Origin of the sequence: Arthrobacter sp. FW305-BF8 (assembly GCF_021789315.1) — a bacterium.
GTDB lineage: Bacteria > Actinomycetota > Actinomycetes > Actinomycetales > Micrococcaceae > Arthrobacter.
This window is the reverse complement of sequence record NZ_CP084561.1, coordinates 185,921-201,256: the sequence shown is the minus strand read 5'-3', so window position 1 is coordinate 201,256 and position 15,336 is coordinate 185,921. Positions and strand designations below refer to the sequence as shown.

Below are 15,336 nucleotides of genomic sequence, written 5' to 3'. Positions count from 1 at the left end.
CGGTTGAATGGGACGGCTGGGGGCCGGATGGCCTGCGCCGTGTTACATGCATCACTCTGCCACCTCTGCGCAGAATGCGCAACAGCTCTAGCGCAATTCGCGCAGTCATGCCATCATGGTGCTACCGACAACCAGAAGAAGGGAGGACGACGTGGCTGCAGTACTCATCCAGGCCGATGACTTTTCCGGCGCAGCAGAAGTGGGGCAGTGCTTTGCAGCCCAGGGGCTCGACACGCGCCTCCTCCTGTCCCCCGCGGATGGGGGCACCGAATACGCCCCGGACGTTTTGGTGGTCGACACGCACTCGCGGGCCGTGGCCCCGGACGTCGCAGCCGCGGCGTCGGCTGCCGTATTCAGCAGCGCTGCTGCAGACGGCGCAGCCATCCTGTTCAAGAAAATCGATTCCCTGTGGCGGGGCAATGTCGGCCCGGAACTCACAGCACTTTCGGCCCTTGGCCACCACGCTGTGGTGGCTGGCGCACTCCCCCAGCTGAACCGGACAGTCGTGGGGGGCCGACCCTTTGCCGACGGCGTCCGGCTGGACGGCACGGACCTGTGGCGGGCAGAATCAGCCGCCCCGCCCGCGGAAATCGCGCAGCTGCTGGGCCCTGGCCCTGCGGTGCAGCTTGCGGGACTGTCCACGGTGCGGTCCGGCGGCCTGCCCGGCTTCCTGTCCGATGTCCTTTCCCGTGGCGCTCCCGCCACCGTGATCGTCGACGGTGAGACTCCGGCCGATCTGGAGGCTGTCGCGGACGCGCTGCTGGACCTGGACTTCAGGGCCGGCGGACGTCGCATCGTGCTGGCGGGAACCGGCGGCATGGCCCTGCTGCTGGCGGAGAAGCTGGACAGCAGCTCTGCGCGGAACGCGCAAAAGCGGGGGTCACGCGGAATAACGGCCGCGGACGGACCGCGGACGGTGCTGGCCGCCGTCGGCTCCGCCTCGGCGAAGGCCGCGGCGCAGCTGCGGAACCTGGAAGCCGGCGGCTTCACCGCCCTCCGGATCGCTCCCGACGAGCTGCAGCATCCTCAGGATTTCCACTCACGGCTCAGGGAAGCGCAGCAGCTTCTGGCGGCAGGCGGGCCGGCAGCGCTGACTGTCGGCGCCGCCGTCGTCAATCCCGACGAGTCCGGCACGATCGTGCGGAACTTGGCCAGACTCGCTGCCGGCGCGGCAACTGGTCCCCAAGCAGCAGGTCCCGCGTCAGCCTCGGACCTGATCCTCACCGGCGGCGAAACGGCCCGCGAGGTGCTCGACGCCCTCGGCATCCGTTCGCTGACCCCGCTGGCGTCCGTACAGCACGGCGCCGTGGTCAGCCTCTCAGACGACGGGCGGCTGGTGGGCACCAAGCCCGGCAGCTTCGGCGACAGCGACGCCCTCGTCCAGCTCTACTCCGCCATCAAAGACCTTCGGTCTTCCAACAGCATTTCCCACCCCTTCCACACACCTGGAGCTCCAATGACATCTGCAGTGAACGCAACCGACCAGGACGCCCGGCCCTTCATCGCCGTGACCATGGGCGACGGCTCCGGCGTCGGCCCCGAGGTGACCGTCGGTGCCCTTCTCGACCAGAACGCCTACCGCGACTGCCGCCCGGTGGTCATCGGCGACGTCCACCGGCTGCAGCTGGGTGCCAAGGCGCTGGGCGTGGAAGCGAACATCGTCGAGGTGGAGACGGTGGGCGACGCGGTCTTCGACGCCGGCCGGATCAACGTGATCGACCCGAAGCTGCTTTCGGCCGACCTGCCATGGGGCCAGGTATCCGCCGAGGCCGGCAACGCCGCATACCACTACATCCGGATTGCCTGCGAGCTGGGCATGGGCGGCCAGGTCCAGGGCATCTGCACGGCACCCCTGAACAAGGCTGCGCTGCACAAGGCTGGACACATCTACCCGGGCCACACCGAACTGCTCGCGCACTTCATGGGCGTCGAGGAAGTCTCGATGATGCTGTCCACGCCCAAGGTCAAGGTCATCCACGTCACCACGCACATCGGCCTCATCGACGCCATCAACAAGATCGAGCCCGGCCTGGTGGAGCGGACCGTGCGTCGCGGCCACGGCGCCATGCAGCGCGCCGGCATCGCCACCCCGAAGATCGGCGTCTGCGCCATCAACCCGCACGCCGGCGAAAACGGCCTCTTCGGCTACGGCGAGGAGGCGGAGAAGATCACCCCGGCCATCGAGAAGCTCCAGGCTGACGGCATCGACGCCCGCGGCCCGCTGCCGGCGGACACGGCGTTCTTCCTGGCCGGCCGCGGCGACTATGACCTCATCGTGGCGATGTACCACGACCAGGGCCACGGACCCATCAAGGTCCTCGGCATCGAGGCTGGCGTCAACATCACGGTGGGCCTGCCTGTCATCCGCACGTCAGTGGACCACGGCACCGCCTTCGACATCGCGGGCAAGGGCATCGTGGACGTCCGCAGCATGATCGAGGCGCTGCGCCAGGCAGCGGAGATGTCGCCCAGCCCAGCAGCAGCCTGAGCACTACCGCTGACAGTCAGGAAATCTGCAGGCCGCCGTTGATGTCGTACGTCGCGGCGGTGATGTAGCCGGCGTCCTCCCCCATCAGGAACGCCATGAGGGCGGCGATGTCCCGGACCGTGCCCACCCTGCCCACGAGGATGTCCCTCGACATGTCCGCCTTGCGTTCATCGGTCAGGGTGCCGCCCATGATGTCGGTGTCCACGGGGCCGGGGGCGATGCAGTTGACGGTGATGTTGTGCTGGCCCATCTCCCGCGCGAGTGCCCGGGTGAAGCCGATGATGGCTGCCTTGGACGAGCTGTACGCCACCTTCGAGTAGGTGCCGCCGCCGCGCTGCGCGGAGATGGAGGACACGCTGACCACGCGGCCGAGCCTGCGTTCGATCATGCCTCGGAGCACGCGCTGCGTGACCAGGAACGTGCCGGTCATGTTGATCCGGAACACCCGCTCCCAGGCTTCGAGCGTCTCGTCCATGAATTCCGTGGGCGAGCTGATGCCAGCGAGATTGGCCAGTCCCACGATGGGCGGCAGGTTGGCCTCCACCTCGTCGATGGCGGCGTTCACGGCCGCTTGGTCGGAGACGTCGGCGCCCGCTCCCCTGGCCGCCACCCCGTACACCGAGGAGATGTCCTCCGCAGCGCGCCGGGCAGCGTCGCCGTCGATATCGAGGATGGCCACGGACCAGCCCTGGCTGGCGAGCATTTCCGCCGTTGCGCGGCCAATGCCGCGTGCGGAGGCGGCCCCGGTCAGCACCGCGGTGCGTTCGGCCGGGAACGTGTCGTGGTGCGTCATGTCCGTGATCCCCTCGTCGTTTGCTGCAGCGTCAGTACTTGGTGTCGTCGAATTCGTCGGCGGCGACTGCTTCTTCACCGACAGCGGCGTGGGTGCCCGGCTTCACGTGCCCTTCGGGACGTTTGCGGGCGTACAGGAAGGTGGCGACGGCGGTGACGGCGAGGCAGGCGGCCAGGAAGAGCAGGCCGGAGCGGTTGTCGCCAGTGGCATCATTGAGCACGCCCACGATGTACGGCGCCACGAAGCCGCCCAGGTTGCCGAGTGAATTCACCATAGCGAGCCCGGCCGCGGCCGCCGCTCCCACCAGCGCGGTGGACGGCATGGCCAGGAACGGGGCGATGGCCGAGTAAATGCCCATGGCCGCGAGGGTCAGGGCGATCAGGGCCAGGATAGCGTTGACCTGCACCAGGCTGCCGGCAGCCACCAGGCCGACGGCGGCCATCACCATGCTGATGCTGGCGTGCAGCACGCGGTTGCCGGTGCGGTCGGACCGCCTGCCCCAGTAGTAAACGAACACCGCGGCTATCGTGTACGGGATGGCGACGATGAAGCCCACCTCCGTGGTGTTGAACTTGCCCAGCGCGGCGACGATGGTGGGCATCCACAGGCCGAGGCCGTAAATGCCGCAGACCAGGCCGAAGTACAGCGCCGAGTAGGCGATGGTCCGGGAGTCCTTCAGGCCGGCGAGGAAGTGGTGCGGCTGGCCCTTTTGCTTGTGGGCCAGTTCCTCGTCCATGGTCCGGGTGAGCCATTCCCGTTCATCCGCGGCGAGCCACTGGGCGTGGCTTGGCTTGTCCGTCATCAGCACAGGGGTGAGCAGCCCGAGGAGGATGGCCGGGATGCCTTCGATGATGTACAGCCACTGCCAGCCGTGCAGGCCTGCGATGCCTTCCATCTGCAGCAGAAGGCCGGACACCGGGGCGCCGAGCGCGTTGGAGACTGGCTGGGCGAGGATGAAGATGCCCAGCACCAGCACACGTTGGGCGGCGGGGAACCACAGCGTCAGGTAGAAGAGGATGGCCGGGAAGAAGCCGGCCTCGGCCGCTCCGAGCAGGAAGCGGATGATGTAGAAGGTGGTCTCCCCGTTCACCAGCGCCATGGCCGTGGCGAATATGCCCCAGGAGATCAGGATGCGCGCGATCCACTTCCGCGCGCCGAACCTGTACATGCCGGCGTTGCTGGGGATTTCCAGCAGCGCGTAGCCGATGAAGAACATGCCGGCCCCGAGGCCGTAGGCTGCGGCACTGAGGCCGATGTCCTCGCTCATGGTCAGCTTGGCGAAACCGACGTTGTTCCGGTCCAGGTACGCCACGAAGTAGAGCAGCACAATGAGTGGCATGAGCCGGCCGCGCACTTTTCGAAGGGTCCGCCGGCCAAGTTCGTCGAGATGGTTCGCGGGATTCGCAGCGCTCATGGTGCACCTCGCAGGAAGAGACGGACCCGCCGGGGTTCCTCGGCGGAACAATTAAGGTTTACCACTCCGTGCACAGATAGTCATTATGCTTACTAAATTCTTGAGCGAAGGCGCCCTTCTATTGGCTGCCGCTAGTTCCTGCTGTTCAGCCACTCCAGCAGCCGGTCCAGCGGCCACGTGGTGATAATGCGTTCAGCCGGAACCCCGTTGGATTCGGCCCGCTCGGCGCCGTACTGCAGGAAGTCGAGCTGCCCCGGCGCGTGGGCGTCGCTGTCGATGCTGAAAAGGCAGCCGGCCTCGAGTGCCAGCTGCATCAGGTTGTCCGGCGGGTCCTGCCGTTCCGGCCTGGAGTTAATCTCGACGGCGACATTGGCTTCCGCGCAGGCCGCGAAGACCCGCTCGGCATCGAACTCGGACTCGGGACGGGTCCCGCGGGACCCCTGCAGCAGGCGGCCGGTGCAGTGGCCTAGCACGTTGGTGTGTGGATCGCGGATTCCGCCGAGCATCCGGTCCGTCATGGTGCGCCGGTCCGAGCGGAGCTTGGAGTGCACACTGGCCACCACCACGTCCAGCCGGTCCAGCATCTCCGGCGTCTGGTCCAGTTCGCCGTTTTCCAGGATGTCCACCTCGATGCCGGACAGCAGCCGGAAGCCGGCGTCGGCGTTCAGCCCGGCCACCACGTCCAGCTGCTCGGCGAGCCGCTCGGCAGTCAGCCCGTTCGCGATCTTGAGGTTCGGCGAGTGGTCCGTCAGGGCCAGGTATTCGCGGCCCAGGTGACGGGCGGCGGCCGCCATCAGCTCAGGAGGGGAACCGCCGTCGGACCAGTCACTATGGCTGTGCAGGTCGCCGCGCAGCTGCGCGCGGAGCCCATCTCCTCCGGCAGCGAGTGGCGTGGCGCCGCCCTGCCGCAGCTTTTCCAGGTAGTCAGGCACATCGCCGTCCACAGCCTGCCGGATGACGTTGAAGGTGGTGTCCCCGATCCCCTTCGTCCGCTTGAGACGCCCGTCGCGGGTGCGCTCCGCCACCTCGGCCGGCGTCAGCCCGCTGATGACGCCGGCGGCCTTCCGGAAGGCCTGGACCTTGAACGTCGGCGCGGCGGAGCGCTCGAGCCAGAAGGCAATCTCGTTGAGGGCGTCAGCGGCGTCCATGCAGTATCAGTCCTGGTGCAGCTGGATGTAGTTGCCGCAGCCGTCGTCGAACACTGCGGTGATCCCGAAGGGGTCCTCGGCAGGCTCACCCTGGAACCGGACGCCGGCAGCGGTCAGCCGTTCATACTCAGCCCGCACATCCGGGGTGCCGAAGACTATGGCAGGGAGCCCGGCCTCTCGCAGCCCCTTGCTGTAGGCCGCAGCGATGGGATTGTCGCTGGGCTCCAGCAGCAGGCCCACGGTGCCGGCCTCCCCTGGGTCCTTCACGATGAACAGGTTATGTTCGGGCATGGCCATGAGCGTTTCGAAGCCGAGGGTCTCCGTGTAGAACGAGTGCGCCGCGGCGGGGTCCTGGACATGGATGCTGCACATTTTGAGTCGCATGGCGCCTACGCTACGCCGCGGCTGCGGCTGCAAACCAGCCCATTGACCAGGGCTTCAGTACAGGATGCAATTTAAGTGCGGCCCGAAATGCCGGGCAGCGCCCGTCCTTGGGAGGTGCAGTGGTGCCCGCAGTTTCCGAAGCCGCCCCCTTGGGGCTGCTGCAACTGGTCCTCTGGAGCGCAGTACTGGCGGCCGCCGTCGCCTGCACGGTTTTTGTCGTGCGGCACCATTTAGAGACGCCCGACGGCGACAGTCCAGATTTGCTGTTCTGGGACCTTTTCGGTGGCGCCGCGGTGATTGCCCCGGCCCTGCTCATCCCTGCGGTGACCTCGCCGCCCGCAGGCCTGGCCATGGTGGCCGTGGCGGTGCTGAGCGGCGTTGCCGCCTACCGCGGCAGCCCTGCGGTGCTTTCCTGGTACGAAACCCGGCGGCGCCGGCGGATGGACGGCCCGCTCTGCCGGGCGGCCGCCGTCGTGCATGAAGAGATCCTGGGACGCTGGGCGCGGTACGAACTGGACCCCGCACTCACCATCAGCTATCCGGACCTTACGGACGTGGCACGGCCTGAGACGGCTGCTTTCGTGAAGGCCCTGCGGGAGGCCGAGACGCTGAAAACCGCCTGGGATTCCGGATATCCGCATGCCGTGGACCGTCTCGGCCGGGCGCTCGAGCGCGCCGAAAGCGCAGCGGGGGTCCCGGCGGGCCTGCGGCCGTAGGATGGGCCCATGTCAACGTACTCAGTCACGCGCAGCACTGTCATCCCCGCCCCGGCCAAGGACGTGTTTCCGCTGGTCAACAGCTTCCGCGAGTGGCCCAAGTGGTCGCCCTGGGAGTCCGTGGACCCGGACATGAAGAGGACGTACTCCGGTGCGGAAGCCGGCGTCGGCGCGAAGTATGCCTGGAGCGGTAACCGCAAGGCCGGCGCCGGCACCATGGAGATCGTCGAGTCGAAGGAAGCTGACGTCGTTCGACTCCGGCTCGAGTTCACTAAGCCGTTCGCCGCAGTCAACCCCACTGCCTTTACATTCGTTCCGGAGGGTGGAGGAACCCGCGTCACCTGGACCATGGTCGGGGAGCACAAGGGCATCGGCAAGGTCTTTGCGCTGTTCATGAACATGGACAAGATGGTAGGCCGCGACTTCGAAAAGGGCCTGGCATCGCTGGCTACCGCCGTCGGTAACAGGCAGGCTTAGTCCCGCTTCTTCGGCCGCGGGTTCTTGCCTGCACTTGTTCGAGGGGCCTTTTTCCGGAATGGTAGTAAGCATCCTTAGCAGTTCCGGAAATCGCAAAAGGAGAATCCCATGCAGATCGACAAGTCCCAAATCCTCGAATTCCTGAGGTCGCAAGGCGACAATGACAAGGCCGCACAGGCTGAAAATGAGCTGCCGGACCAGGTGGACACCGACCAGCACGCCGGGCTTCTCTCCAAGCTCGGCATCAATCCTGCGGACCTGCTCGGCAAGCTTCCCGGCGGGTTGGGGGACAAGCTAGGGGGCCTCGGGCTGTAGCCGTATCGAGGTCTAGCAAGAACCGGCTCCGGCCGGGCCGCAGTACATGGGCGACGGGTTCCTTCAAGGGGCCCGTCGTCCGCATGTTGCCCGGCCATGCCACCCGTCCGGCGGCATCACGAAAAAATATAGTCTTAGACGACGTGTCAGCGGGCGGGTCCAACCTCGTTCGGCTCGCGAGCGGAACGAATTGAGGACAGCGGCTTGGATGGAGTCTTAAAGGGATTCTTTGTGGTGGGCATGGTCCTGCTCGTTGGTTACATCTTGGCCAGGACAAACGCCCTTGGGCCGCACGGGACGAAGGTGCTGTCCACCCTGACCTTCATGGTCGGGCTGCCGAGCCTGATGTTCTCCACGATCGCTTCGCGGCACATCTCCGAAGTCCTCAGCCAGACAGGCCTCATCTCCGTCGTCACAGCACTTTGCTGCATGGCGCTGTTCGCGCTCAGCGGGGCAATCGGCAGGTGGGGCGTCCGGCGCACCACCGTCGGCGCGCTGGCCAGGGGAATCGTCAATTCCACGAACCTCGGCGTTCCGCTGTCCCTGTACATTCTCGGCAGTGCCACGTTCGTCACGCCGATCATGTTGTTCCAACTGGCGCTTGTGACGCCGGTGGCGCTGACCATCCTGGATCTGACCGATCCTGACGGGAAAAAGACGTCTGTGTGGAGCATCCTGTCCACTCCCCTGCGCAACCCTGTTACCGTGGCAGCCATCCTCGGCGTCATCGTCAGCGCAGCCGGGATTGAGCTTCCGGACCTGGTGCTGGATCCCCTGAAGCTGGTGGCCCAGCTGACGGTTCCGCTGATGCTGATCATCTTCGGCATGTCGCTCCACGGCCTGTCACCGCGCCAAGACTCGGTGGACCGCGTCCCCACCCTGTTCGCCGTCATTCTCAAGTCAGCCGTCCAACCGGCTCTCGCGTGGCTGCTGGCCGTGTTTGTGTTCCACCTCGACACCTTCAGCACCTTCGTTGTCACGGCCTGCGCCATCCTTCCCACCGGGCAGAACGTGGTCCTTTACGCGGTCCGGTACGGCGTAGGCCAGAACCTTGCGCAATCCACGGCCGTCATTACCTCGGCTTTGGCAATCCCCCTGCTTCTGGGGGCGGCCTGGCTGTTTGGCTGAGTCCTGCCCAGCTGCTGACGGCGGGCGCATTCCCGGCATAAACTCTGCCATGGACTTCGTGAACAGTGATGGGCCTTCGCTGGATCCCTTCCCGCAGTACGAAAAGATGCGGGAAGCCGCTCCCGTCTTCCACGACGAGCAATCCGGAAGCTGGCATGTCTTCAGGTACGACGACGTCCAGCGGGTTCTGTCCGAACACGGGACGTTCTCTTCGAGGATGGGAGGCGACGATCCATCCGAGACGGGCCAGCTGTTCGCGGCGAGCCTGATCACCGCCGATCCCCCGCGGCACCGGCAGCTGCGCTCTCTCGTGACCCAGGCGTTCACCCCGAAAGCAGTGGACGCCCTTGCGCCGCGCATCTCGGCGCTAACGGACGACCTGCTGGACGGGATTGCTTCCCGGGGTTCGGCAGACCTCATCGACGAGCTGGCCTACCCGCTGCCGGTGATTGTGATCGCCGAGCTCATGGGCATCCCCGCCGAGGACCGCGACCGCTTTAAGCACTGGTCCGATGTGATCGTCAGCCAGACGCAGACCGGTGCGCAGACTGCCGACCACAGTTCCACCAACCGGGAAATGACCGAGTACTTCCTGGCCCTCATCGAACGCCGCAGACGCCAGCCCGGAACTGATCTGATCAGCAACCTTCTGGTGGCAGAGATCGAAGGGCAGAAGCTGAGCGTGGCCGAACTGCTCGGCTTCTGCAGCCTCCTGCTCGTGGCCGGCAATGAAACCACCACCAACCTCATCGGCAACGCGGTCCTCAGTTTCACCGAACAGCCCGGAGCGATGGAACGGCTCCGGGCCGAGCCGTCCCTGCTCACCCAGGCCATAGAAGAAGTGCTGCGCTACCGCTCTCCCGTCCAGTCGATGTACCGGGTGACAGCTGCTGACACCACGGTAGGCGCCGTCCAGGTCCCGGCCGGCGCCCCGCTGGTTGCCTGGATAGGCTCAGCCAACCGTGATGAGCACCAATTCCAACGTCCCGAACAGTTCGACATAGACCGGACACCGAACCGGCATCTCGCCTTCGGCCACGGCATCCATTTCTGCCTCGGCGCCCCGCTGGCCAGGCTCGAAGCCAAGATCGCGCTGCAGGGCATTCTGGACCGGCTCCCCGGACTGGCCCTCGCCCCGGGAGCCCGCCTCGAACGGATGGACAGCACCATCATTTACGGAGTCAAGGAGCTGCCTGTCTCTTGGCAGGCGTCAAATGAGCAGCAGTGACTGCGCTTAGCGACGACGCGCCCGGAGTGCTCCAGGAAGTCCACGGATTACACGGATCGGCGATTCTTTACGATGCCCGGATGCCCGGCGGGACAGTGCGGTTCGCCGAATTCTTCAGCATCAGCGACGGCAAGATTGCTGCCCTGCGCTTGCATTACGACGCCGCCGACTACACCGAAAGGGCGGCCACTGAAAGGCAGTTCGACCGGCGGCCTCTTGACCCCGGCAGCCCGTGGAACGGATGCTTGTTTCTTCGTTCTGTCACCGCGCGAGGAAGGCCGATGATGTCCGCTACTCGATCTGCTCTGTTAAAACTCCGGTGGCTTCCGGCGTTGGCCGCCACCGTTCTGCTGATGCTTCAGGCCGTCCCGGCCGAGGCAGCCAACGCGGGCGTAGGCAATGATGTGTCGTGGCCCCAGTGCGGCAAGGCCCTGCCGAAGGGACCGGCTTTCGGCATCGTGGGAGTCAACAACGGCCTCGCAAACACCACGAACCCGTGCCTGGCCACGCAGCTGACATGGGCGGGGTCGTCGTCCGGCACCGCAGGACAGCCCAAGGTGCAGCTGTACGTCAACACCGCCAACCCTGGGCTGGCCGGCAGCTGGTGGCCCACCAGCAACACCTACGCCGGAACCAAGGTCTTCAACCCCTACGGCGACTGCAAAGCGAACGACGTCGGTCCAGCCTGCTCCTATATGTACGGCTGGGCCAAGGCCTACGACGACGCGAACATCCGCGGCATCAGCAACCCGTCCGGCTACACGTGGTGGCTGGATGTGGAAACCGGGAACTCCTGGTCGGGTGACAAGGTGGCGAACCAGGCTGATCTGGAGGGAATGGTCGCCTACTTCGGCAGCATCAACGCGAGGACAGGCATCTACTCCACCGCCACCCAGTGGTCACAGATCGCCGGCACCGTCCCGGCTACCAGCCCGCTGTTCACGCTCCCCAGCTGGCTGGCCGGGGCACGGACCCTAAACGCTGCCGTCCGCAACTGCTCCAATGCCGCGCTGACGGGCGGCGGCTCAGTCTCGCTAACCCAGTACGTCTCCGGCGGCTTCGACTACGACTACTCCTGTATCTGACTTCCGAGGTAAAAGTGAGCTGCCGACTGCCGCTGCTCCTCGAGGTAGCCGAACAGCTGCCGGGGGTCCGAAGGTCTGCTCCGGGAGTTCCTCTGCCGCGCCGACCCGGTTGGTGAGGGCGCCGAGGATGGCCCTCGCCCTGCTGTCCGTGGCCTACTCCAGCCTGACCGTTGCCGCCACCGGCACCTGGTCGCTGCCGGCGGATGTTGCACCCAGCTCCCGGCACGTGGGTTCCATCAGCGTCCTGCAGAATTTCGCCTCCAACCTGGCCGGCATCTTCACTCCGATCCTGATCGGCGTGCTGGTGGACCAGACGGGATCGTTCGTCGCGCCGCTCGCGGTAATCGGCGCGGTGTCATTGGTCGGCGCCGCCAACTACCTGTTCATCATGGGCAAGATCGAACCCCTCAAGGTCAAGGAGGCTGAAGTAACAGCAGCCTAAAGAAACAGCAACGCGGGGTCACATATCGTCCATTCTGAGGTCCAGATGCGGCGCTAAGTGACCCCGCGTTGGTGTCTGCAGCGCGGAATTACAGCTCCACAGTGCCGCTTTCGCCGACGCTCATGCGGCTGTGGGTGACCTTCGACTTGACCCACTGCAGCACAGTCGCCGCGGTGCCGCCGGGGCTGGTCCAGTACTCCGCTGAGTCGGAGTCCAGGCGCAGCAGGACAACCTCGGGGGTGTCCGGCCCGTCCGGGAACCAGGCCTCGACGGACGGGTTCCACAGTTCGCGGATCTTGGCCCTGTCCCGCACCACTTCGGCGGTGCCGGCGACCGAGACCCACTCGGTCCGCTTGCCGAAGGACACGTTGACCCTGGGGTCGGCAGTCACGTGGGCCACCTGGGAGGTTCCCTCGCCCGTGAAGAACCACATGTCGCCGTCGTCCTTCACGTCCTGGACGGCCAGCGGCCGGCTGACCAGGGCGCCTTCTTCATTGATGGTGGTGAACATTCCAATGTGGGAATCGTTGATGATGTCCGTGACCTTGCTGATGCTTTCTGTGCCCGTCATGCTGTCACCTCGTTCTGCTCGAGTACGTTCTCAGTACGTTCAGTTGGACCGGGTCATTGCCCTACCCGCCACCCTATTGGTAAGCGTGCTTAGTTTCCAGTCACAGTACCCGGTGATCAGAGCCCCCGCGCCAGCACCTCGCCCTTGAAGAACCCGGGCCGGATCCGGGCCATCACCAGCATGGCGACCACGCCGAGCAGGATGACGCCCATGCCCAGGATGAACACCATGCCCACGCCGCCCACGGATGAACCGGAACCGTACTCCGGATCCATGGAGTCGTACGCCGTCTTCACGAACATCACCAGCAGGATCACGCCGCCCAGCAGCGGAGCCAGGAACTTGAAGAGGAATCCCCGGGGGCTGCTGAACGCCACGGCCCGGAAGAACCAGACACACGCGAGCGCCGTAATCCCGTAGTAGAAGCAGATCATCATGCCCAGCGCGGTGATGGTGTCCCACAGCGCATTCTCCGACGTGGTCCGGGTGATGACGTAGAACGCCGCTGCGGCAGCAGCCGCCGCAATCGTGGCGTAGCTCGGTGACTTGAAGGTGGGGCTGACCTTGCCGAACTTCCCGGGCAGTGCCTTGTAGTGACCCATGGCCAGCAGCGTCCGGGCCGGGGAGACGAAGGTGGACTGCAGCGACGCCGCCGAGCTGCTCAGGATGGCCAGCGACATCAGGATTGCGAACGGCCCCATGACAGGCCCGGAGAGGACCGCAAAGATGCTGGACTGGTTGTCCGGATTGCCGGTGCCCAGGCCGGCCTCCCCCACGCCCGCGAAGGACAGCGTGGCCAGTGCGGCCGTCATGTAGATGGCCACGATGACCACCACGGTCACCGTCGCCGCCCGCCCGGGGGTCTTCTCCGGGTTCCGCGTCTCCTCGTTCATGGTCAGGGTCACGTCCCAGCCCCAGTAGATGAAGATCGACAGTGACACCCCGGCCGCGAAGGCTGAGAAGGAGTCCACGGCGAAGGGATTGAACCAGTCCGGCGAGATGGCCGTGGCGTCGAAGGCGGTCCCGTTGGCCACGTGCACGAACGCGGAGACTGCGAACCACCCCAGCACCAGGAGCTGGAACCCCACCAGGACGTACTGGACGCCCTTGGTGGTTTCCATGCCGCGGTAGGAGATCCAGCACGCCGCCGCGATGAACACCAGGGTGGTGGCGATGTTCAGTGGCAGATTCTTTGACAGCTCAGCGATCCCGGGGTTGCCGAGCAGCTGCGCGAGCATCAGGTAGAAGAAGTCGACGGCAACCGCCGCCAGGTTCGACAGCACGATGATGGTGGCGGCGATCAGCCCCCACCCGCCCATCCAGCCGATCCACGGGCCAAAGGCGCGCGTTGCCCACGTGAAGGAGGTCCCGGCGTCGGGCATTGCGTTGTTCAGCTCCCGGTAACCGAGCGCCACCAGCAGCATGGGGATGAAGCCCACGAGGAAGACCGCCGGCAGGTGCACGCCCACCTCGGACACGGTGGGGCCGAGGGCCGCGGTGAGCGTGTACGCCGGAGCGATGCAGGACACCCCGATCACCACGGCCCCGATCAGCCCGACGGACCCGGCCTTGAGGCCCTTTTCACTCAGGCTTTTGTGCGCGTCCGGGGTGACGGCGGCTTTTGTACTCATGGGATTGCCTCTTGTCATTCATCGTTGAATGGGAAATGCGCGGCTGCGCTGTTAGCCGACGGCGGCCGTTGCGTTCGCCAGTTTAGGTGCACCGCTCAGTTCAGGTGCAGCCTGTGCTTCGGTGGACGCGGCAGCTGCGGCGATGCGGGCGGCCGTGGACTGGCCCATGCGGACCGCCCCGTCCACGTGCTGGTAGCCTTCGGCGGCGAGGTCGGAGGAGCACCAGTAGATGGGGCCGACGGCTGCGTGCTGGTCCTTGCCGTAGCGGTGCAGCCCGCCGAGGTCGTAGCTCGCAGCGTAGGCGCCGCGCGTCCATTCCTCGGAGCCCCAGTCGGATTCGTAGTACACCTCGGGCTCGAGGGCCTTGTCCCCCAGGAAGCCGGCGATCGACTCCAGGATGGCCTTCTTGCGGTCCTCGGCACTCAGCTCGAAGACGGCGTCGGCCTTTTCGTCGGAGATGAAGCCCACGAGCGTTCCGCGGGTGTCGCCGTGGTTGGTGTTGTCGTAGACCTCCTGGACCAGCGAGCCGGCGCCGAACCCCGTGCCGGAGAGCCCGTCCTCGCGCCAGAAGGGCGTGCTGTAGACGGCGTGCACCTTGATGACCAGGCCCAGCGACTGGTGCTGGTGCATCTGGTGCTGGCGGCGCGGCAGCGGCGGGTTGAAGGAAACCCGCGAGTACAGGTTGGGCGGCACCGCCATGATCACGAAGCGGGCGTTCACCGTGGCCTGGTCGGAAACGGCCGTGACGCGATGACCGTTTTCACCGTCAGCCTTCCAGTTGATGGTGCGCACCGGGCTATTAAGGACGACGTCGGCCCCAAGTTCCGCTGCCTGCAGCAGCGAGACCTGCTGCATCCCGCCGATCACCCGCTTGTCCAGGATGAAGTCCTCATCCGTCAGGTGGGTGAAGGAGCCCGCGGAGGCGGCCATCAGGACGGCCTGCAGGGCGGAGAACGCGTGCGCCGGCTTGGTGAGCATGCCGCCGGCAATGAAGAGACCGATGTTGTTGCAGGCTTCCTCGTCCGGGGAGTTCTGGCGCAGCCAGTGGTGGAAGGAGATGGTGTCCAGCTCCCGCGCCTTGGGGTGCGCCCACGGTTCGGTGGCGCCGACCTCGGCCGCCAGTTCATCGAGCAGTGCGATGAGCTTGTCCATCTCGGCAGCCGTGCTGGCGCTGACCGGGAACATGTCGCCGGTGTAGCGGACCGGGGTGCCGTCCGCCCCGACGTAGACGGACTCGCCTTCACGGTAACGGGAGTACGTTTTCAGGCCGAGCTCCTCCAGCAGGGCCAGCAGGGCGGTCTGGTCCGGCGATACCCACTGGCCGCCGATTTCCAGCATGGCTCCGTCCACGGTGTCGGTCCACGTCCGGCCGCCCACGCGGTCGCGGGCTTCCAGCACGGCGACGGTCAGTCCAGCTCTTTTCAGTTCGCGTGCGGCGGTGAGGCCGGAGGGGCCGGCGCCGACGATCACTACGTCGCGGTCAAGATTCAGCATGATGTCCTTTCTCGGTGGCCGC

15 protein-coding genes are annotated in these 15,336 nt (G+C 66.0%); 8 read left to right on the top strand and 7 right to left on the bottom strand.

Annotated features, from left to right (window positions below; translation table 11 throughout):
- Positions 1 to 151 precede the first annotated feature (151 nt).
- Positions 152 to 2,488, top strand: coding sequence for a 4-hydroxythreonine-4-phosphate dehydrogenase PdxA (gene pdxA, locus LFT45_RS00880; protein WP_236806088.1), 2,337 nt, complete (start codon positions 152 to 154; stop codon positions 2,486 to 2,488).
- 16 nt (positions 2,489 to 2,504) lie between these two features.
- Here pdxA and LFT45_RS00875 read toward each other — a convergent pair whose 3' ends face one another.
- The 4 genes from LFT45_RS00875 to LFT45_RS00860 form a co-directional block, all read right to left on the bottom strand.
- On the bottom strand, positions 2,505 to 3,281 hold the full coding sequence (locus LFT45_RS00875) for an SDR family NAD(P)-dependent oxidoreductase (protein WP_236806087.1): 777 nt from the start codon (positions 3,279 to 3,281) through the stop codon (positions 2,505 to 2,507).
- Positions 3,282 to 3,312: 31 nt separating this feature from the next.
- Positions 3,313 to 4,695, bottom strand: a complete 1,383-nt coding sequence (locus LFT45_RS00870) for an MFS transporter (protein ID WP_236806086.1) — start codon at positions 4,693 to 4,695, stop codon at positions 3,313 to 3,315.
- Between the two features lie 131 nt (positions 4,696 to 4,826).
- Entirely contained in the window at positions 4,827 to 5,843 is a 1,017-nt protein-coding gene (locus LFT45_RS00865) for a PHP domain-containing protein (RefSeq protein WP_236806085.1), read from the bottom strand.
- A 6-nt stretch (positions 5,844 to 5,849) separates the two neighbouring features.
- Positions 5,850 to 6,227, bottom strand: coding sequence for a VOC family protein (locus tag LFT45_RS00860; RefSeq protein ID WP_236806084.1), 378 nt, complete (start codon positions 6,225 to 6,227; stop codon positions 5,850 to 5,852).
- Positions 6,228 to 6,349: 122 nt separating this feature from the next.
- Between LFT45_RS00860 and LFT45_RS00855 the strand changes: the two genes are divergently transcribed.
- The 7 genes from LFT45_RS00855 to LFT45_RS00825 all read left to right on the top strand — a co-directional run bounded on the left by LFT45_RS00855 (position 6,350) and on the right by LFT45_RS00825 (position 11,618).
- Entirely contained in the window at positions 6,350 to 6,943 is a 594-nt protein-coding gene (locus LFT45_RS00855; RefSeq protein WP_236806083.1) for a hypothetical protein, read from the top strand.
- A 9-nt stretch (positions 6,944 to 6,952) separates the two neighbouring features.
- Positions 6,953 to 7,420, top strand: coding sequence for an SRPBCC family protein (locus LFT45_RS00850; protein ID WP_236806082.1), 468 nt, complete (start codon positions 6,953 to 6,955; stop codon positions 7,418 to 7,420).
- Between the two features lie 108 nt (positions 7,421 to 7,528).
- Positions 7,529 to 7,735, top strand: a complete 207-nt coding sequence (locus tag LFT45_RS00845; protein WP_236806081.1) for a hypothetical protein — start codon at positions 7,529 to 7,531, stop codon at positions 7,733 to 7,735.
- Positions 7,736 to 7,939: 204 nt separating this feature from the next.
- Entirely contained in the window at positions 7,940 to 8,863 is a 924-nt protein-coding gene (locus LFT45_RS00840) for an AEC family transporter (protein WP_236806080.1), read from the top strand.
- 49 nt (positions 8,864 to 8,912) lie between these two features.
- Positions 8,913 to 10,091: a cytochrome P450 gene (locus tag LFT45_RS00835; RefSeq protein ID WP_236806079.1), complete on the top strand. Its 1,179-nt coding sequence runs from the start codon at positions 8,913 to 8,915 to the stop codon at positions 10,089 to 10,091.
- A complete protein-coding gene (locus LFT45_RS00830) occupies positions 10,088 to 11,176 on the top strand; it encodes a hypothetical protein (protein ID WP_336885594.1) in 1,089 nt (362 codons plus the stop codon). Before LFT45_RS00835 ends, LFT45_RS00830 begins: the two co-directional genes overlap by 4 nt.
- Before the next feature lie 127 nt (positions 11,177 to 11,303).
- Entirely contained in the window at positions 11,304 to 11,618 is a 315-nt protein-coding gene (locus LFT45_RS00825) for a hypothetical protein (protein ID WP_236806078.1), read from the top strand.
- An 88-nt stretch (positions 11,619 to 11,706) separates the two neighbouring features.
- Here the strand turns inward: LFT45_RS00825 and LFT45_RS00820 are convergent, their stop codons facing one another.
- From LFT45_RS00820 to LFT45_RS00810, 3 genes are all read right to left on the bottom strand, one after another.
- Entirely contained in the window at positions 11,707 to 12,189 is a 483-nt protein-coding gene (locus tag LFT45_RS00820; protein WP_236806077.1) for a pyridoxamine 5'-phosphate oxidase family protein, read from the bottom strand.
- A 116-nt stretch (positions 12,190 to 12,305) separates the two neighbouring features.
- Entirely contained in the window at positions 12,306 to 13,820 is a 1,515-nt protein-coding gene (locus LFT45_RS00815) for an APC family permease (protein WP_236806076.1), read from the bottom strand.
- A 51-nt stretch (positions 13,821 to 13,871) separates the two neighbouring features.
- Positions 13,872 to 15,314, bottom strand: a complete 1,443-nt coding sequence (locus LFT45_RS00810; protein ID WP_236806075.1) for a flavin monoamine oxidase family protein — start codon at positions 15,312 to 15,314, stop codon at positions 13,872 to 13,874.
- Positions 15,315 to 15,336 lie beyond the last annotated feature (22 nt).